At 60.8% G+C, this 17,708-nt stretch carries 15 protein-coding genes; 7 read left to right on the forward strand and 8 right to left on the reverse strand.

Translation table 11 applies throughout. The features are described from left to right. The first annotated feature begins 215 nt into the window (after nt 1-215). Together creA and HU750_RS22990 are read left to right on the forward strand one after the other, a co-directional pair. Nucleotides 216-1,427, forward strand: coding sequence for a creatinase (gene creA / locus HU750_RS22985; RefSeq protein WP_085274322.1), 1,212 nt, complete (start codon nt 216-218; stop codon nt 1,425-1,427). A gap of 122 nt (nt 1,428-1,549) precedes the next feature. Then, on the forward strand, nt 1,550-2,884 hold the full coding sequence (locus HU750_RS22990) for an MFS transporter (RefSeq protein WP_186682572.1): 1,335 nt from the start codon (nt 1,550-1,552) through the stop codon (nt 2,882-2,884). A gap of 110 nt (nt 2,885-2,994) precedes the next feature. Here HU750_RS22990 and cahR read toward each other — a convergent pair whose 3' ends face one another. After that, nucleotides 2,995-3,987, reverse strand: a complete 993-nt coding sequence (gene cahR / locus HU750_RS22995; protein ID WP_186682574.1) for a transcriptional regulator CahA — start codon at nt 3,985-3,987, stop codon at nt 2,995-2,997. Nucleotides 3,988-4,160: 173 nt separating this feature from the next. Here cahR and pssA point away from each other — a divergent pair, with 173 nt between their 5' ends. Then, nucleotides 4,161-5,474, forward strand: a complete 1,314-nt coding sequence (gene pssA, locus HU750_RS23000) for a CDP-diacylglycerol--serine O-phosphatidyltransferase (protein ID WP_186682626.1) — start codon at nt 4,161-4,163, stop codon at nt 5,472-5,474. A gap of 65 nt (nt 5,475-5,539) precedes the next feature. Here the strand turns inward: pssA and HU750_RS23005 are convergent, their stop codons facing one another. Beyond that, the gene (locus HU750_RS23005; RefSeq protein WP_186682576.1) at nt 5,540-6,316 is read right to left on the reverse strand and encodes an RHS repeat-associated core domain-containing protein; all 777 of its coding nucleotides are present in this window, start codon (nt 6,314-6,316) and stop codon (nt 5,540-5,542) included. Nucleotides 6,317-6,579: 263 nt separating this feature from the next. On the opposite strand from HU750_RS23005, the gene HU750_RS23010 reads away from it, so the two are divergent. Further along, a complete protein-coding gene (locus tag HU750_RS23010) occupies nt 6,580-7,740 on the forward strand; it encodes a GGDEF domain-containing protein (protein WP_186682578.1) in 1,161 nt (386 codons plus the stop codon). A 352-nt stretch (nt 7,741-8,092) separates the two neighbouring features. On the opposite strand, the gene ppnN is transcribed toward HU750_RS23010, so the two are convergent. Together ppnN and HU750_RS23020 are read right to left on the reverse strand one after the other, a co-directional pair. Beyond that, nucleotides 8,093-9,466 (reverse strand): nucleotide 5'-monophosphate nucleosidase PpnN, encoded by a 1,374-nt coding sequence (ppnN, locus tag HU750_RS23015; RefSeq protein WP_085274328.1) that lies wholly within the window; start codon nt 9,464-9,466, stop codon nt 8,093-8,095. Between the two features lie 50 nt (nt 9,467-9,516). After that, nucleotides 9,517-10,578, reverse strand: coding sequence for a YeiH family protein (locus tag HU750_RS23020; protein ID WP_186682580.1), 1,062 nt, complete (start codon nt 10,576-10,578; stop codon nt 9,517-9,519). Between the two features lie 112 nt (nt 10,579-10,690). Here HU750_RS23020 and HU750_RS23025 point away from each other — a divergent pair, with 112 nt between their 5' ends. Then, nucleotides 10,691-11,578 carry a LysR family transcriptional regulator gene (locus tag HU750_RS23025; protein WP_186682582.1) on the forward strand — a complete coding sequence of 296 codons (888 nt, stop codon included), beginning with the start codon at nt 10,691-10,693 and terminating at the stop codon, nt 11,576-11,578. Nucleotides 11,579-11,787: 209 nt separating this feature from the next. Here the strand turns inward: HU750_RS23025 and pncB are convergent, their stop codons facing one another. Beyond that, on the reverse strand, nt 11,788-12,987 hold the full coding sequence (pncB, locus tag HU750_RS23030; protein WP_099429045.1) for a nicotinate phosphoribosyltransferase: 1,200 nt from the start codon (nt 12,985-12,987) through the stop codon (nt 11,788-11,790). Beyond that, entirely contained in the window at nt 12,984-13,634 is a 651-nt protein-coding gene (locus HU750_RS23035) for an isochorismatase family protein (protein WP_085274331.1), read from the reverse strand. The genes pncB and HU750_RS23035 overlap by 4 nt, the downstream gene beginning before the upstream one ends. Before the next feature lie 138 nt (nt 13,635-13,772). Here HU750_RS23035 and HU750_RS23040 point away from each other — a divergent pair, with 138 nt between their 5' ends. Both HU750_RS23040 and HU750_RS23045 read left to right on the forward strand, forming a co-directional pair. Beyond that, on the forward strand, nt 13,773-14,468 hold the full coding sequence (locus tag HU750_RS23040; protein WP_186682584.1) for an NUDIX hydrolase: 696 nt from the start codon (nt 13,773-13,775) through the stop codon (nt 14,466-14,468). A 184-nt stretch (nt 14,469-14,652) separates the two neighbouring features. After that, nucleotides 14,653-15,618 carry an RHS repeat-associated core domain-containing protein gene (locus HU750_RS23045; protein ID WP_186682586.1) on the forward strand — a complete coding sequence of 322 codons (966 nt, stop codon included), beginning with the start codon at nt 14,653-14,655 and terminating at the stop codon, nt 15,616-15,618. A gap of 192 nt (nt 15,619-15,810) precedes the next feature. Here HU750_RS23045 and HU750_RS23050 read toward each other — a convergent pair whose 3' ends face one another. Further along, nucleotides 15,811-16,740: a DMT family transporter gene (locus tag HU750_RS23050; RefSeq protein ID WP_186682588.1), complete on the reverse strand. Its 930-nt coding sequence runs from the start codon at nt 16,738-16,740 to the stop codon at nt 15,811-15,813. Between the two features lie 294 nt (nt 16,741-17,034). After that, nucleotides 17,035-17,628 (reverse strand): helix-turn-helix domain-containing protein, encoded by a 594-nt coding sequence (locus HU750_RS23055; protein ID WP_027595361.1) that lies wholly within the window; start codon nt 17,626-17,628, stop codon nt 17,035-17,037. Between the last annotated feature and the right edge of the window lie 80 nt (nt 17,629-17,708).

A 17,708-nucleotide genomic window follows, 5' to 3' on the forward strand; every position in this document is an offset into this window, starting at 1 on the left:
GAGCAGCCTTGTGCTGCGAAGAGGCCGGTACAGATAGCCGCAATTCGGGCTGCCTGTACCGGCCTCTTCGCAGCACAAGGCTGCTCCTACACGTCGGTGGCCATCCCGCCAATTCCAGGTCGGATAGATACAAAAGTGTCCTCGTTCGTTCTGTTGCAATGCTTCTCAGGCGGCCGGCCTGAAACAGCGTGCTCACAACGACAAGGAACCCGACCATGCACATGCCAAAAACCCTGAAGATCCGCAACGGCGACAAGGTCAAAGCGACCTTCTCCGCTCAGGAATACGCAGCCCGCCACGCCCGTCTGCGGGCCTACATGGCCGAGCAGGACATCGAAGCGGCGATCTTCACCTCGTACCACAACGTCAATTACTACAGTGATTTCCTCTACTGCTCGTTTGGCCGCCCCTATGCACTGGTGGTGACCCAGGACAAGGTCGTCTCGATCAGTGCCAACATCGATGGCGGCCAGCCTTGGCGGCGCACGGTCGGCACCGACAACATCGTCTACACCGACTGGCAACGCGACAACTTCTTCGTCGCCATTCAACAAGCGCTGCCGCTGGCCTCACGCATCGGCGTGGAATACGACCACCTCAACCTGCAAAACCACGCCAAGCTCGCCGCCTGCTACCCCAAGGCCGAGTTGCTGGACATCGGCGCCCCGTGCATGCGCATGCGCATGATCAAGTCCGCAGAAGAGCAGGCGTTGATCCGGCACGGCGCGCGGGTGGCCGATATCGGCGGCGCGGCAGTGGTCGAGGCCCTGCGTGAGCATGTGCCCGAGTACGAAGTGGCGCTGCACGCCACCCAGGCGATGGTTCGCGAGATCGCCACGTCTTTCCCCGACGGCGAGCTGATGGACACATGGACCTGGTTCCAGTCCGGGCTCAACACCGACGGCGCGCACAACCCGGTCACCAGCCGCACGGTGGGCAAGGGCGAGATCCTCAGCCTCAATTGCTTCCCGATGATCGCCGGCTATTACACCGCCCTTGAGCGCACCTTGTTCCTCGACCATTGCCCGGATGATCACCTGCGCCTGTGGCAGGCCAACGTCGAGGTGCATGAGGCTGGGCTGAAACTCGTGCGCCCGGGCATGCGCTGCAGTGACATTGCCCGTGAGCTGAACGAGATCTTCCTGCGTCACGACCTGCTGCAGTACCGCACGTTCGGCTATGGCCATTCGTTTGGGACGTTGAGCCACTACTACGGTCGCGAGGCGGGGCTTGAGCTGCGCGAAGACATCGACACCGTGCTGGAGCCGGGCATGGTGGTGTCGATCGAGCCAATGATCATGCTGCCCGAAGGGCGGCCGGGTGCAGGCGGCTACCGCGAGCACGATATCCTCATCGTCAACGACAGCGGCGCCGAAAACATTACCAAGTTCCCGTACGGGCCGGAGCACAACATCATCCGCAAATGAGGCTCGGTGCCGGCCCCTGTAGGAGCGGGTTTACCCGCGAAGAGGCCGGCACTAACAACAATAAAATCACTGTATGACCACCAGACCCTGCCTCCAATTAGAAGAACCAGAGGGTACCCGTCATGTCCAGCACCACCCTGAACGCCTCAACCCTCGGCAACGTCGCGCACAGCGCCGAACGCCAGGCCCTGCGCAAGGCCGCGCGCGCCAGTTTCATGGGCAACTTCGTCGAATGGTTCGACTACGCCGCCTATGGCTACCTCGCCACCATCATTGCCGCCACGTTTTTCCCGCAAACCGACAAAACTACCGGCCTGCTGGCGACCTTCGCGGTGTTCGCCCTGTCGTTTCTCGTTCGCCCGTTGGGCGGCGTGGTCTGGGGCCACTTTGGTGATCGCCATGGGCGACGCAATGCGCTGTCGTTGTCGATCCTGATCATGTCGATCTCGACCTTCTGCATCGGGCTGCTGCCTGGCTATGCGCAGATCGGCCTATGGGCACCGTGCCTGTTGCTGGTGATACGCCTGGTGCAGGGTTTTTCGGCGTCGGGCGAATACGCGGGGGCATCGGCCTTCCTGGCCGAATACGCGCCCCAGGGCCGGCGTGGCCTGTACACCAGTATCGTGCCGGCCAGCACGGCAGCGGGGTTGCTGTTCGGTGCGGCGTTTGTGGCGGTGCTGCATGAGCTACTCAGCACCGAGGACCTGCACAGCTGGGGCTGGCGCCTGCCGTTCCTGCTGGCTGCACCGTTCGGGCTGGTGGGCCGTTACATCCGCATGAGCCTGCAGGACACTCCCAAGTTTCTGGAGATGGAGCAGCGTCTCGAGAACAAGGCCTGCATGACCCCGGCACCGATTCGCGAGTTGCTGACCCAGCATCGCCGCAGCCTCGGCATCGGTATCGGCGTGACGTGCCTGAACGCGGTGGCGTTCTACCTGCTGCTCAGCTATATGCCGACGTACCTGTCTACTGAGCTGGGCATGACCGAGCGAGATGCCTTCATTGCCTCGACGGTTTCATTGGCCACTTACATCGGCCTGATTTTCCTGATGGGGCGGCTGTCGGATCAGTTTGGCCGCAAGACCATGCTGGTGATCGCCTCGCTGCTGTTTTTGGGGCTCACCGTGCCCTTGTTCACGTTGCTCGATGGGCAACCGCTGCTGGTGATTCTGGCCATCCAGATTCTGTTTGGCGCAATGCTGGCGATGAACGATGGGACCTTGCCGTGCCTGTTGGCGGAGATCTTCCCGACGCGGGTGCGCTTCAGTGGTTTCGCCCTGAGCTTCAACGTGGCCAATGCCTTGTTTGGCGGGACGGCGCCGTTCATTGCCACCTGGCTGATACAGGTGACCGGCAGCAAGCTGGCGCCGGCGGGGTACCTGTTGGCCGCAGCACTGGTGGCGCTGGTGGCGATGCTGATGTGCCGGGAGACGGCGCATGCGGCCTTGAAGGATTGATTCGATCTGTGCCGGCCTCTTCGCGGGCAAGCCCGCTCCCACCGCGCTCAAGGTGAGTGGAAATCCTGTGGGAGCGGGCTTGCCCGCGAAGAGCCCAGCACTGTCTGATGTCAGTGCAACGAAGCCTGCCGCCGCTCCCCCAGCGGCGACAGCCCAAAAAACCGGCTGTAGCTCTTGGAAAAATGCGCCGGCGAGCTGAACCCACACGCCAACGCCACCTCTCGCACCTGCACATCGCTACGCAACAACAGCTCCCGCGCCCGCGACAGCCGCAACTCCAGGTAATACTGGCTGGGCGTGCGCTGCAGGTATTTATGAAACAACCGCTCCAATTGGCGCACGGTCACTTCATTGAGGCTGGCCAGCTCCTCCAGCCCCAGTGGCTCCTCCAGGTTGGCTTCCATGATCGCCACCACCTGGCTCAACTTGGGCTGAGCGCTGCCGAGCAGGGTGCGCAGGGGCACCCGCTGGCGTTCGCGCTCGCCACGCACACGGTCGCACAGCAGCAGTTCGGCGGCCTTGGCGGCGATGTCCTGGCCGCCTTCCTCACGGGCCACCAGTTGCAGCATCATGTCCATGGCCGCCACACCGCCCGAGCAGGTGTAGCGGTCGCGGTCCAGTTCGAACAGCTGGCCAGAAATGACGATACCGGGGAACTGCTCCTGCAACGTCTGCATGTCTTCCCAGTGGATGGTGCAGCGGTAGCCCTTGAGCAACTCGGCCTTGGCCAGCAGGTAACTGCCCGTGCAGATGCCGCCCAACGGCAGGCGTTGGCGGGCCAGCTGGCGTAGCCAGTCGATCAAGGGCCGGTTGCCACGGCTGCGATCGATCGGGTTGGCCCCGACCACCAACAGGGTGTCCAGCGCCGGGGCGTTGTCGATGCTGTAGTCAGGCAACACGCGCATGCCGTTGCTTGCCGCCACCGGTTCATCGCTGGCGGCGATCAGCACGGTGCGGTACATCGGCCGGCGGGCCGCCAGGTTGGCCATGCGCAGGGTCTCCACCGCCGACGCCAGGCCGATGGTGGTGAAGTTGGGCAAGATCAGAAAACCGAAGGTCTTGGCGGGCGAAGGCGTTACGATTGCAGAAACGGGGTGGACCATTGCGATCTTCCTGTGCAAGCTGAGGCGTGATTCGTCGGGGGCAGTGAGAAAAACAGGCCTCGCATGATTCTTGTTGTTATAGGTCGTTACCCGGTCGATCTTACACCCCGGGCTGGTGGCCAGGAATGGACCTGAATGCAGACAGAAGGTGAACCTACGTGAACCCCGAATCCATGCTGGCAGCGCTGCCAGGTTTCGCCCTCGCGCCTGAGGCGATCCAGGTATTGCCCGATGCCGCGGCGTACCGTCGCTGCCTGCTCGAGCGCATCGCGGCGGCGACCCGGCGCATCGTCATCGTCGCCCTGTACCTGCAGGAAGACGAGGCCGGGGAGGAAGTGCTCGATGCCTTGTACCAGGCCAAGGCCGCGCGGCCAGGCCTGGAAATTACCGTCGTGGTCGACTGGTTCCGTGCCCGCCGTGGCCTGCTGGGGGGCGGGCGGCAGCCGGGTAATGCGGCCTGGTACCAGGCCCAGCGTCAATTGCGTGGGCTGGATGTGGTGATCCATGGCGTTCCGGTGCAAACCCGCGAGCTGTTTGGTGTGTTGCACTTGAAAGGCAGCATCATCGACGACTGTGTGATCTACACCGGTGCCAGCCTCAACAACGTGTACCTGCACCGTTTCGACCGCTATCGCCTGGATCGCTATCACCTGTTCCAGTCGCCTGCGCTGGCCGATGCCATGGTCGACCTGGTTAGACGTTTGCTGCACCACACCGCCACACCGCGGCTGGACTTGCCGGCACCGCCCGCGACCCGCAGCTTGCGCGGTGACATCCGGCGCTTGCGCGCGCGGCTGCGGCGCATGGTCTATGAGGTGCCCGCCGGCGAAGCGGGGCAGGGCTTGCGGGTCATCCCGCTGCTTGGCGTTGGGCGGGGCAACCCGCTCAACAAAGCACTTTGCGCACTGCTGGCCGCTGCACGCACTCAGATCATCATCAGCACGCCTTATTTCAATCCGCCTCGGGTATTGATGCGCGAAATCGACCACGCGCTGGACCGTGGCGTGCGCGTGGAGCTGATCGTCGGCGATCGCACGGCCAATGACTTTTATATCGCTCCGGGTGAGCCGTTCAGTGCTAGCGGTGCGTTGCCCTACTTGTACGAGGACAACCTGCGCGCCTTTGCCCGCCGTCGCCAGGCCGCGCTTGCCAATGGCCAGCTCGAAGTGCGGATTTGGAACGACCCCGGGCACACCTTCCATGCCAAGGGGTTGTGGATCGACCAGCGTTATTCGCTGCTGACCGGTAACAACCTCAACCCGCGTGGTTTCAACCTGGACCTTGAGAATGGCTTGCTTATCGATGACCCAGCAGGGCAGTGGTTGGTGCCTCGGGACGTGGAATTGACGGGGATACGCCAGCACGCACGGAAAATCGATTCAGCGGCCGAGCTCGGGGTCAAGGCCGAGCACCCCAAGGAGGTGCGCAAGCTCTTGCGGCGGTTGCGCTATAGCCGCCTTGAACCGTTGATCAAACGGGTCCTCTGAACCTCTATCGCAGCGTGGTGAATCTACGCTGTTAGACAACGTCGACACAGTAAAGTACTAAGGTACTAAGATCGCACGTTGGTAGCGATATGGTTATTAAACGATTGTGCCGTGATGTTGTCCAATATGGTCCGGACCTGGCAACCAACTCGTTTGCGCTGATGCATTTCGAAAGACGGTGTTGAAACTATCATTTGTTCAGCATTGTGATGCTCAAGGCTCCCTAAGTAAAAAGTGTCTAGCCAGGCGTTCATGATGAACCTGTATTCTGTTACATACTGTTGTGGAATTGGTAGAGATTTCGCAAAAAATTGGTTGATGAAGTTGCGGGCTGCGACATATTGATCGTGAGAAATTTGTATTCTCGGACCGGTGGCGGAAGGCGGCGCCTGGAACTGCCCGCTGTTCGAAGAGGTCGTAGGTAGCACATCGCCAAGGTAGGCCTGGATTGTCCCAGGTGATAGTGATCGGTTTCGGGTGGCGACCGAGACCTGAGGTGCAGTTGGAACGTTACGGGGAGCCCCCTCTGGCCTAATAAGAAGGTGATCAACGCCGGTCTTCATGTGCCCGGTCGGGTCGCTGTTGTTGATAGGGTCACCTTCACAATATACATAAGCATTTATACCTCCGGCTTCGAAGGGGCTTACGTTATCGGGCGACAAAAATCGCATAAGGATCGGACTGTAGGCGCGGTATCCATTGCCCAACCAATAGACTGCCATAAGCGAATCTTTTCTCTGACCATGGAAGCCACAGACGGTTTGAGAATACCTAGAGGTTGGAATAAAACCGTAGGCAGTGTAGTCACCGGAAAAATTAGGGTAAAGCTCATTTGCATTCATTTATGCAGCCATCGGAGGTGAGCGCTTCAGGCATTCTTAACGTTCAACGCTGAATGTGCTACTGGTAAAATTGCTAGGTTCATAGATGCGTAGTGAAAATGGGTACTGCTACGCAACCTGGAGCACAGTTAACAACTGGAGGGTGCTGCGCTGTGAGGGCGCTTTGAATTGATATGATCGTTTGCGTGTTCCCCCTCTGAAAACCAATGGCAAACGAATACAATGAAGCGTTTTCCTCGTTAACCAGATAGGCCAAACCGTCTATGGCGCTTGATCCACCCACGATGCTGACGATTACGATCGCCCTGGCAGCCGCTGCTGCTTTGTACCTGGCGATCGAATGGCGCAGCGTTCGCGAGGCTTCACTCCTGTTTTGGAGCGCGGGCTTCGCCACTATTACCGTCGGCTCCACCCTGGCCCTGTTGCGTGGCATTGGCTTGCTGTTGATCGGCATCTGGTTCGCCAACGGGTTGCTGGTGGTGGCGCATGCGTTTTTCCTGATGGGGGTGTTGCGCTTTACCCAGAACCGCCTGTCGCGCACCTGGTTGCTGATGGTGCCGATGTGGTTCGCCTTGCTGCTGCTGCCCGCGGGGCCGGAGTGGTCGAAGGTGATGCTGATGGTCAACTCGTTGCTGGTGGCGCTGTTGACCCTCAAGGCCAGCTTTTTGTTGAAGCCCCACGGCAGGTCGCTGAGCGTGGGCGCGGTGCAATTGCGCTATGTGTTGCTGATCCATGGGTTGTTCTATGTGGCGAAGGCGATCATTGCGATCACGCCGGGCACCTTGATTGACCTGGCGACCTTTGGCGGGCTGATCATTCAGATTTCCCTGGTCGAGGGGGCGATGGCGATCATGTTGATTGCGCTGTCGATGACGGGGACGGTGCGTTATCGCCGTGAAGAACGTATCGCCCGGCTGGCGGCGCGCGATCCGTTGACGGCGCTGTACAACCGGCGGGCGCTGGAAGTGCGGGCGCCGCACTTTTTCAAAGAGGTCAGCCCGGCGCGGCCGGGGGCCTTGCTGTTGATCGATATCGACAACTTCAAGCTGGTCAACGATTTGCACGGGCACATTGCGGGGGATCGGCTGTTGATCGCCTTGAGCGAGATGATTCGTGCGGTGTTGCCGGAGCGGTCGCTGGCGGCGCGGCTTGGGGGGGATGAGTTTGTGATTCTGCTCAGTGAGGCGACGCGGGAGCGGGTGGTGGAGCTGGGTAGCCAGTTGCGTGAGCGGTTTCAGCAGTTTGCTGGGCAGACGGTGCCTACGCCGCAGGCGGTTACGTTGAGTATTGGGGCTAATGTGTTTGATCAGCCGCCGGTGAGTTTGGCGGCGTTGATTGAGCAGGGGGATGTGGCGTTGTATGAGTCGAAGCGCGGGGGGCGTGACAGTATTCGGCTGGTTGAGCGGGAGGGTTTGGTTTCTTGATCGTTGGTGTGGGTGTTGGTGTTGGTGTTGGTTTTGAGGGGGTGGTTGATCCAGCATTGGGGCGACGCTTAGTCACCTTTCCGCCCTTACGGCGGGTCACTTTTTGGCAAACGCCCCAAAAAGTAACCAAAAAGGGCTGCGCTCCATCATACGGCCCCTACGCTGCGCTTCGGGGTCCCCTCGCTACGGCCTTGCTCCCGGGAGGACCGCGCTGCAGGGCCCATCCTGGGCCCCAGCGCTTGACGGGCATCCTTGCCCGTCACCTCCCTTCGCAAGGCCTGCGCTCGGCCTCCTGAGTCGCTGAAGGTCAAAAGCCAGATCAAGATCAAGAGCCGGCGCTAGATCACCGTTTTCAGGTCACTACCTGGTAGCACGGCACATAGGCGGCACCACCCGGCAACTTCATGCGGTGCTGGTCGACGAATGCTTGTAACAATCGCCCCAGTGGCTCCAATACTGCGCTGTCGCCGCGGATCTGGTAGGGGCCGTGTTCTTCGATCAGGCGGATGCCTTTGTCCTTGACGTTGCCGGCAACGATGCCGGAAAACGCTCGGCGCAGGTTGGCGGCCAGTTCATGGGGCGGTAGCTCGCGGCGCAGGGCGAGTTCGGCCATGTTGGCGTGGGTCGGGTCGAACGGGTGCTGGAAACCCTCGTCGATCTTCAGCAGCCAGTTGAAGTGGAAGGCGTCGTTGCGTTCACGGCGGAACTGTTTGACCTCCTTGAGGCCTTCGACCATGTGGCGCGCGACTTCGGCCGGGTCATCGATGATGATCTGGTAGTGGCTTTGCGCGGCTTCACCGAGGGTGGCGCCGACGAAGGCGTGCAGTTGCAGCAGGAACTGCTCGGCACTGCGGGGGCCAGTGAGCACGACCGGGAAGGGCAGGCCTTGGTTGTCCGGGTGCATGAGGATGCCGAGCAGGTAGAGGAACTCTTCGGCAGTACCGGCGCCGCCCGGGAAGATGATGATGCCGTGGCCGACACGGACGAAGGCCTCGAGGCGCTTCTCGATGTCCGGCAAGATCACCAGTTCGTTGACGATCGGGTTGGGCGCTTCGGCGGCGATGATGCCCGGCTCGGTCAGGCCCAGGTAACGGCTGCCGTGCATACGCTGCTTGGCGTGGGCGATGGTAGCGCCTTTCATCGGGCCTTTCATTACCCCAGGGCCGCAGCCGGTGCAGACGTCCAGCTTGCGCAGGCCCAGTTCGTGGCCGACCTTTTTGGTGTATTGGTATTCTTCGCTGCTGATCGAGTGGCCGCCCCAGCACACCACCATCTTCGGCTCCACGCCTGGGCGCAGGGTGCGGGCGTTGCGCAGCAGGTGGAACACGTAATCGGTGATGCCCTGGGAGCTTTCCAGGTCGATGCGCTGGCTGGCCAGCTCGCTTTCGGTATAGACGATGTCGCGCAGGGCGCTGAACAGCATTTCACGGGTGCTGGCGATCATTTCGCCATCGACGAAGGCATCGGCGGGGGCATTCAGCAGCTCAAGGCGTACGCCCCGATCTTGCTGGTGGATACGCACCTCGAAGTCCTTGTAGGCCTCGAGAATGGTCTTGGCATTGTCGACATGCGCGCCGGTGTTGAGGATGGCCAGCGCGCACTGGCGGAACAGAGTGTAGAGGCTACCGGTACCGACTTCGCTCAGTTGCTGGACTTCACGTTGCGACAGCGTCTCCAGGCTGCCTTTGGGGCTGACGGATGCATTTATGACATGGCGTTGGGGCATCTAAGTCTTTCCTGTGCAGGTAAAACATCCTTCTTAGACAACACCATAAGTCATGCGAAGAGCTTTTGCACACCCAGCGTAATCGCCAGCCCGCCCCCCACCAGCCAAAGGTTCAGTATCGCCCCGGTCAGCAGCGCCCGTGGCCCTGCCTGGCGGATCTGGCTGAAGCGTGTCTCCATCCCTAGCGCGGTCATGGCCATGGTCAGGGCAAAGGTGTCGAGGCTATTGAACGCCTGGGTCACACTGCCAGGCAGCACCTGCAGCGAGTTCACCAGCACCAGCGCCAGGAAGCCGAAAGCGAACCAGGGCATGGCGATGCGGCCGTTGCCTTGCGCCTGGCCCGGCTGGCGCGAGCGGCTGATCCACAGGCCTACCACCAGCAGCACCGGCACCAGCAGCATCACCCGGGTCATCTTGACGATGGTGGCGATGTGCGTCGCCTCGGGGCTGACGTTGCTGGCTGCACCTACCACCTGGGCCACTTCGTGGATCGTGCCGCCCAGGAACAGGCCCGCGCCCAGGGTATCCAGGTGCAGCCATCCGGCATTGATCGCCAAGGGGTAAAGGAACATCGACAGGGTGCCGAACAGCACCACGCTGCCAACGGCCATGGCACTCTTGTGCGGGGCGCTGCGCAGCGCCGACTCGAACGCAAGTACTGCAGCGGCGCCGCAAATGGCACTGCCGGCAGCGGTGAGCAGCGCGGTGTCGCGGTCCAGCTTGAGCAGCTTCATGCCACACCAGAGCCCGATCAGCAGGGTGCTGACCACCACCAGCAGCGAAACCGTCAGGCCCGACCAGCCGACTTCGGCGATTTCCTGCAGGCTGACCCGCAGGCCGAAAAAGGCCACGGCGATGCGCAGCAGCCCGCGGGCCGAGAAGTTGATGCCCGCCGCCCAGCTCGCCGGCACGCCATCGCGCAGCGCGTTGCCGTACAGGGCACCGGCAACGATACCGACGATCAGCGGGCTGATGCCCAGGTTGGCGATGGCGGGCAAGGCTGCCAGTTGGGTGACGGCAAGCGCGAACAGCGCCACGAACAAAATGCCATTGAGCCGCCCTCGGGTAGAGAGGGTAGGCGCGTAGGCGGGGTGGGATGGAACCGTGGCCATGTGAGTCCTCCGGGAAAGGTATTTCGACAAGGCCTACGTTAATCTGGTTATAAGCTTATAAAAAATCGTAATTTAGGATGTAAAGTATCCGTTTAGCTGATATTTTGAATTCATGACCCCAGAACAGCTGATAACATTCGCCACCGTCGCCGAGCATGGCAATATCAGCCACGCGGCCCAGGCGTTGCACCTGTCGCAGCCCGCTGTGTCCGGGCAGCTCAAGTTGCTGCAGGAGGCTTTCGGTGAGCCCCTTTACCAACGCGCAGGGCGCGGCGTTCGCCTCACGGCTGCAGGTGAGCAGTTGCTGGCCCATGCCGAGCGCCTGCGCGATACCTTCCGCCAGGCCCAGGCCCTGCGCGAGGCCATGCGCGGCCTGGAGCGCGGCACCTTGCGCATCGGCGCCAGTACCACGCCGGCCAGCTACCTGCTGCCGTACCTCATCGCCGACTTCCATGCACGCTACCCGGACGTGTCGGTGAGCACCTCCAATGGCAACACGGCTGAAATTGTCGCCGCGCTGGGCAGTGTCGATATCGCCTTGATCGAAGGGCCTCCCGGGCAGGAGTTGCCGTTGGGCACCGGGGTCACGCCGTGGCGTGAGGATGAGATCGTCGCGATCGTGCCCAGTTCTCATCCGTTGGCCGGTGACGAGGCGCAGACCTTGGAATCCTTGGGGGGCTACCCACTGGTGCTGCGCGAGAGTGGCTCAGGGGTGAGGCAAATTGTCGAGCGGGCGTTTGCCCGCAGTGGCATGGCAATGCGCGTCGCGATGGAAATCGCCGGTGTGGAAGGGGTAAAGGAAGCGGTGCGGGCAGGTATGGGGATTGGCTTTGTGTCGGCCATGTCGATTCGCCATGAGGATGGCGTGTTGCGGCGGCTGCGCATTATGCCGCAGCCACTGGTCAGGCGCTTTTCCATCTTGATGCCCCATGCCGCCACGCCGTCGCGGGCGGCGGCGCGGTTCATGGAGTTGTGTGTGGGGCAGCCGAAAGAGGGTTAGGCTCTGTACGAAAAGTTTTGTGGGAGCGGGCTTGCCCCGCGATGGAGTGCGAAGCGCTCCTGTACCCGATATCGACTAGCGTCAAAGCCGCCGCGAATTCAGGGTTTGCTGCCGCGTTGCGGCAGATCGCGGGGCAAGCCCGCTCCCACAATGATGGATGACCAGACTTACCGTACAGATCCTAGCAAAGCTGGCCTTTCGCGGCGGTATCACCCCACCTTGAACACATGCTTGAGATACGCCACGAAGTTCTCGTCCCGGCATTGGGTCTTGCCCGGGCTGTCGGAAATCTTCGCCACCGGCGCCCCATTGCACGCCGTCATCTTGATCACGATGTTCATCGGCTCCACCCCTGGGATATCGCAAGTGAGGTTGGTGCCGATGCCAAAGCTCACGTTAATCCGCTCATGCAGCGCGCGGTACAGGCCAAGCGCCTTGGCGAAATCCAGCCCATCCGAGAAGATCAGCGTTTTGCTTCGCGGGTCGATCCCCAGTTTTTCATAGTGGGCAATGGCCTTTTCTGCCCATGCCAGCGGGTCGCCCGAGTCGTGGCGCAGGCCATCGAACAGCTTGGCGAAGTACAAGTCGAAATCCCCCATGAACGCATCCATGGTGATGCAATCGGTCAAGGCGATGCCCAGTAGCCCGCGGTATTCCCGTACCCAGCATTCAAGCGCAGCGGCCTGGCTGTCGACCAGGCGCGGGCCCAGTTGTTGGTGGGCCATGAACCATTCGTGCGCCATGGTGCCGATGGGCTTGAGTTCCAATTCGCGGGCCAGGTGCACGTTGCTGGTGCCGACCAGGCGGCCAGGGAAGTCGCGCTTGAGAATGTGCACGACCTGCTCCTGGACCCGGTACGAGAAGCGCCGTCGGGTGCCGAAATCGGCCAGTTGAAAGCCTGCCAGCTCATCGGCACTCGCTTCGGCCTTGAGCCAGTCAAGCTTCTGGTACAGCCGCTCGCCCACGTGTTCCATCACCACTTCCCGATAGCGGTAGCGGTTGCGCACTTCGCTGATGATTGCCAGCAGCGGGATCTCGTAGAGGATCACGTGCAGCCACGGCCCGCGCACGCGGATTGCCAACTGCCCGGCGTCGTCCAGGCCGACCTGCACGTAGCGCAGGTTGAACCGGAACAGGCTCAGAAAGCGGATGAAGTCCGGTTTGATGAACGGGATTTTTTCGAGGTAGGCCAATTGGTCGTGGGTGACGGTGACATCGGCCAGTTGCTCGACCTGGTAGCGGATTTCTGCCAAGTAAGGGGAGAGGTCCTCACCGTTACGGCAGCGGAATTCCCATTCCACCTCGGCGTTGGGGTAGTTGTGCAGCACCGCCTGCATCATGGTGATCTTGTAGAAGTCGGTGTCCAGCAGGTTCTGGATGATGCGCGGGCCGAAAACGCTGTCACTCATGGGCGGTCTTCCTTGATCAGCGAGAGTTGGTAGTCGAGCGCGGCTTCGTCGCCGCAGAGGATGACACCCTCGGCGGCCAATGCGCCGCAGGCAGCGATGGCGCCGGCCTGGGTGAGGGCGCGGCAAGCCGGCAGGTACAGCAACACCTGGAACCCGGCCCGGCGCAGCTGGTGGGCGGTGGTCTTGACGCAGTAGTCCAGGGCCAGGCCGCCGACGATCACGGCGCCCACCTGCTGCACCTTGAGGTATTCGATCACCCCAGTGGAGCGGCGTTCGGCCAGGTCGTGGTAGCAGGCGCCATAGGGGTGCAGGTCGGGTTCGACGCCTTTCCACACGAAGTAGTCGTAATCGATGGGGGCGGGCAGGCCAGGCAGCAGTTCGAAGCCCGGTGTGCCTGGCACGCAGTGGCTGACCCAGGTCAGGTCGGCATTGGCCAGCGGCAGCGGTTGCAGCATCTGGGCCGGGTCGGCAACCACCCAGGCTGCATTGGCCGGGTGAGCGTCCTTGCTGCCCAGGCGCAGGTCTGCACGCAGGGCCATGGCGTTGAGGTCGGCGGCGATTTCATCGCCCTCGGGCACGGGTAGCTCCTGCGGGGCGTTGGCGGTGAAGCCGTTTTGCGCGTCGACATCGAAACTGGCGATCTTCATGGTGCTCTCCTCGCTGGCATGGCTATATATTCCACCTGGTGCATTAAGTGTGTCAAGCACTAGCCATTGAAATAAAGTCTCTTGTGCTACTTAACTGCTCTGGTGGATTATGAAGTTACTGAAGCGTGGAGCGTTCCCTTGAGTAGCACTGAAGTCTTGGCCAGCGTCGATATCGTCGCCTTGCGCATGGCCCCTGAAGCCCAACATCTGCAAGTGTTGTTGCACCGCCGTGAGCGCGAACCGCACGCCGGCCAGTGGGCCTTGCCGGGTGTGATCGTCAACGGCCGTATCCCCGACACCAGCCTGGAGGGCGCGGCCGACCGCGCTTTGCGGGAGAAGGCCCGGGTGGTGCCGTGCTACATGGAACAGGTGGGTACCGAAGGCAATGCGTTCCGTGACCCGCGTGGCTGGTCGCTGAGCACCTACTACCTGGCCTTGCTCGACCCAGGGCAGACCGTTGAAGGTGAGCAGCTGGCGTTTGTCGATATGGACAGCGTGCTGGGGCGCAAGGTGCTCTTGCCCTTCGACCACAACTTGCTGGTGGAGCGCGCCCGCGAACGGCTGGCGGCGAAGACTGTGTATAGCAGCTTGCCGCTGTACCTGCTGGCCGAGAAGTTCACCGTGCTCGATGCCTTGGGGGCGGTGCAGGCGTGCCTGGGGCAGGCGGTGAACAACACCTCGCTGCGCAAACGCCTGGAGCGCTTGCGCGAGCTGGGGTGGGTGAGGGATACCGGGGAGAAGAATCAGCCTAAGCTGGGTAGGCCGCAGCAGTTGTATCAGTACACGCCGCAGGGGGAGCGGCCGTTCATGTTTGACCGCAGTTTGTTGCAGTAGGGGCTAAGTCGAGCAATTCTAGAGGCATTGCCTCCCATTGCGGTAAGTATGACTATTTTTAGTCGTTTGCGGCGGAAGAACCCGCAGTGAACGTTCCGATGGACCTGGTAAAATTGCTAGGTTCGCGAAAGCCGTAATACATATAGAGTGGGCTTCAGTGATAAGGCTATCTTATGAGGGATCAATGAATAAGCCTGCGGCATTAATGTTTTTTTATGCCAACGCTCAAAGGGTTTGTCAAATGGGCCTGGGGAACGTGCGACTTATGGTTGCAGGGGGTCAGGGGGTCGCACAGTTGCAAGGGACAGTCAAACTGTTGCAGGTTGATGGGGGGGGCTCGATACTTGCGGCACGCAGTGCTCAGGAAGCCAGTGGGGCGAGTTACTGTCCATACGGTTTATCGACAGAAAAAGAAGTTGCGATAGTCGGGTTCAATGGGGAACCATTTGATTTACTAAGTGAATGTTCCCCATTGGGTATTGGCTATAGGTACTATAGCCCTGCCCTCAGACGTTTTCTCAGCGCTGATAAGGCTAGCCCCTTCGGTAAGGGAGGACTGAATGCATACGTTTATTGTGTCGGTGATCCTGTAAATCGAGCAGACCCTTCAGGTCGATCATCCATTTGGAATTTTCATCGAAAAGTGCCAACGGGTACCAGTCAAGTAATGGCGGATATAGGTCTGCCGGGGAGCATGAGGCGAATGCTCAAACATGTTCATGAACAAATCATGAAGAATAATTTTCCCAGGAGTGAACAATATGCTGCTGAGTTCTACAGTGTCAAAGATCGCAATACCTATTATGTGGGTTTTAGTGATGTAAATAATAATATTTATTATTCCGGTGTAAATCCTTTCGCGCCAGTGCTGGACGGAAAATATCGTGTCGATGCTGGAAGCGGGTGGATGGGGAAGTCTAAATATGGTTTGCCAGAAAGAAGCTCGCTGGGGAAGGTTTGGGATTGGCTGACGGGTGTATCAATTGGTGAGCCTGGTGACCCGGCAATATACGGAAGATATTACGAGAATATGCGCGTTCTTAATGCTCAATTTTCAAGTAATTCTCCTGTCATTGCGGATGATAATCAGAGTATTCGACGTCACTCAGATGCCCCCCCGCCATACAGTTCTCTATTTCCGGAAGAGTGAGCGGAGAGCTTGGAAGAGATCGAAGCGGCCTTCCATCGTATCTGTTGGCGAAGATTTCCGTCCTGAATTTCTTGAATGTGGCGCTGGGATGCTTGAGGAAGCCGGTGCAATCCACTGCGTCGGCTGCTTCGCGGGCAAATTCCACAGGTATTGTGCATGCGCCATTCGATGCATGCAGGCAACACGCTAGCATCAATGCGCGCAGCGGCTGGTATCACCGTGTTCCGCCGGCGCCTTGCGTGCCGCAGCCAGCAGCGTCGCCAACACGATCAACGCCGCCCCCGCCGCCATGCGCACACTCGGCTGCTCGCCAAACAACCACCACGCCCCAAGAATCGCATATACCGGCTCCAGCGCGATGATCATGCCGGCGGTACGCGCTTCAAGGCCTTCCAGGCTCTTGACGAACAGGAACTGCGACAGCCCGGTGCAGAACACGCCCAGCAGCGCCAAGTTGAGCCAGTCATGGCCGCCTAGGCTGGTGCTGCCCAAGTGAGTGAAGGCGAACGGTGCCACCAGCGCGGCCACGACCACGTTCTGCCAGAACGCCACTTGCATCGCGTTCATGCTCGATGCGCGGCGGCGGTTGGCGACCGTCAGCAAGGCGAAGGCAAGGCCAGACCCCAATCCCCACAGCAGGCCGACAGTGCCTTTGTCGAGCAGGTCGAAGGTGGGCACGACCAGCACCAGGCCTGCCGTCACCATCAGCAATAACAAACCTTGGGTGGCGCCAATGCGTTGGCCGAACACACCGCGCTCGATCATGGCGATAAAGGCGGGGAAGCTGGCAAAGCCGAGGGTCGCCACGGCCACCCCACCGACCTTGACGGCAAAGAAGAAGGTCACCCAGTGGGCAGCCAGCAGCGCGCCGGTCAGGCCGAGGATTGGCAGGTTGCGCAAGGTCAGGGCGTCGAGCAGCCGGGTGCCCTTGAGCCCGGCGACGAAGCCCAGGGCAATGAAGGCAAAGGTGGCGCGGCCGAAGGTGATGATGCTGGCGTCGGCTTCGATCAAGTGGCCCAGGATGCCGGTCAGTCCGAACAGGACGGCGGCGATGTGGGCAACGAGCAGCGCGTTGCGGTGGCCGGTGGAGGCACCGGCTACGGGGAGGGAGGTAGCGATCATGGCAGTCAAATGCTTCACAATGTGCGCGCGCAAGCACTCCCGGCCGACGCGTCGCGGGTTTTCAAAACTGGGAGTTTTATCGTTATGAGCCCGGACGAATTGCCCGGTGCAAAAAGGCGCCACAGCGTTGGAATTGTGAAGCGAGGCTGTTTACTCGCAATTACCGCGTCTGCCAGCCCACGGCGCGGGGCTGGCAGATGTGTGTATTATTTTTGTATACAGGGTTGCGGGGCCGGTCGCGGGCGACGTCTGGTTGTCTGATCGCGACATTGATCGTTGTCGCGCCGCGCCGCCTTACTCTTCGCCGTAGTTCATGATCGACAGCAGACGGATGGGCACCTGCACGAGCTGCTCCGGCCCGTGCGGGGTTTCGCCATCGAAGGTCAGACTGTCACCCGCGTGCATGTGATAGAGCTGGTTGCCGTGGCGGTACACCAGTTCACCCTCCAGCAAATGCAGGAACTCCGTGCCTGGGTGGGCGAAGGTCGGGAACTCTTCGCTGGCGTCATCCATGCTCACCATGTAGGCCTCGAAGTGCTTCTTCGGGCCCCTGGCGTGATTGAGCAAATGATAGGTGTGGCCCTTTTCTGTGCCCCGGCGCACCACCTCCAGCCCTTCACCGGCCTTCACCAGCAGTGCATTGCCGTCAGGTTGGTCGTACTGGCTGAACAGCTTGGCCATCGGCATACCCAGCACATCGCACAGGCGGCTGAGGGTATCGAGGCTGGTGGACACCTGGGCGTTCTCGATTTTGCTAAGCATCCCTTGGCTGATACCGGCGATGCGCGCCACATCGGCGAGTTTGAGGGACTGGGCCTGGCGCTGGCGCTTGATCTGCAAGCCCAGGTACTGCTCCAGGCGAAGGCGCGGTTGGGTTTCGGTCGGCATCTAATGTCCTGCACGGTTTCAGTTCAAGAATAAATATATCGCACTGAGAAAGTGCGAAATGCTGCTGCGGTGGCAGCCGT

It is taken from the genome of Pseudomonas sp. SWRI50 (assembly GCF_014269095.1).
Lineage (GTDB): Bacteria > Pseudomonadota > Gammaproteobacteria > Pseudomonadales > Pseudomonadaceae > Aquipseudomonas > Aquipseudomonas kermanshahensis.

Coding starts and splice junctions, on each gene's coding strand:
- HU750_RS23025 (WP_186682582.1), top strand. CDS start 10,691: ATGACCCCAGAACAGCTGATAACATTCGCCACCGTCGCCGAGCATGGC.
- cahR (WP_186682574.1), bottom strand. CDS start 3,987: ATGGTCCACCCCGTTTCTGCAATCGTAACGCCTTCGCCCGCCAAGACC.
- HU750_RS23050 (WP_186682588.1), bottom strand. CDS start 16,740: ATGATCGCTACCTCCCTCCCCGTAGCCGGTGCCTCCACCGGCCACCGC.
- pssA (WP_186682626.1), top strand. CDS start 4,161: ATGCTGGCAGCGCTGCCAGGTTTCGCCCTCGCGCCTGAGGCGATCCAG.
- HU750_RS22990 (WP_186682572.1), top strand. CDS start 1,550: ATGTCCAGCACCACCCTGAACGCCTCAACCCTCGGCAACGTCGCGCAC.
- HU750_RS23005 (WP_186682576.1), bottom strand. CDS start 6,316: ATGAATGCAAATGAGCTTTACCCTAATTTTTCCGGTGACTACACTGCC.
- HU750_RS23055 (WP_027595361.1), bottom strand. CDS start 17,628: ATGCCGACCGAAACCCAACCGCGCCTTCGCCTGGAGCAGTACCTGGGC.
- creA (WP_085274322.1), top strand. CDS start 216: ATGCACATGCCAAAAACCCTGAAGATCCGCAACGGCGACAAGGTCAAA.
- HU750_RS23035 (WP_085274331.1), bottom strand. CDS start 13,634: ATGAAGATCGCCAGTTTCGATGTCGACGCGCAAAACGGCTTCACCGCC.
- HU750_RS23010 (WP_186682578.1), top strand. CDS start 6,580: ATGGCGCTTGATCCACCCACGATGCTGACGATTACGATCGCCCTGGCA.
- pncB (WP_099429045.1), bottom strand. CDS start 12,987: ATGAGTGACAGCGTTTTCGGCCCGCGCATCATCCAGAACCTGCTGGAC.
- ppnN (WP_085274328.1), bottom strand. CDS start 9,466: ATGCCCCAACGCCATGTCATAAATGCATCCGTCAGCCCCAAAGGCAGC.
- HU750_RS23020 (WP_186682580.1), bottom strand. CDS start 10,578: ATGGCCACGGTTCCATCCCACCCCGCCTACGCGCCTACCCTCTCTACC.
- HU750_RS23045 (WP_186682586.1), top strand. CDS start 14,653: ATGAATAAGCCTGCGGCATTAATGTTTTTTTATGCCAACGCTCAAAGG.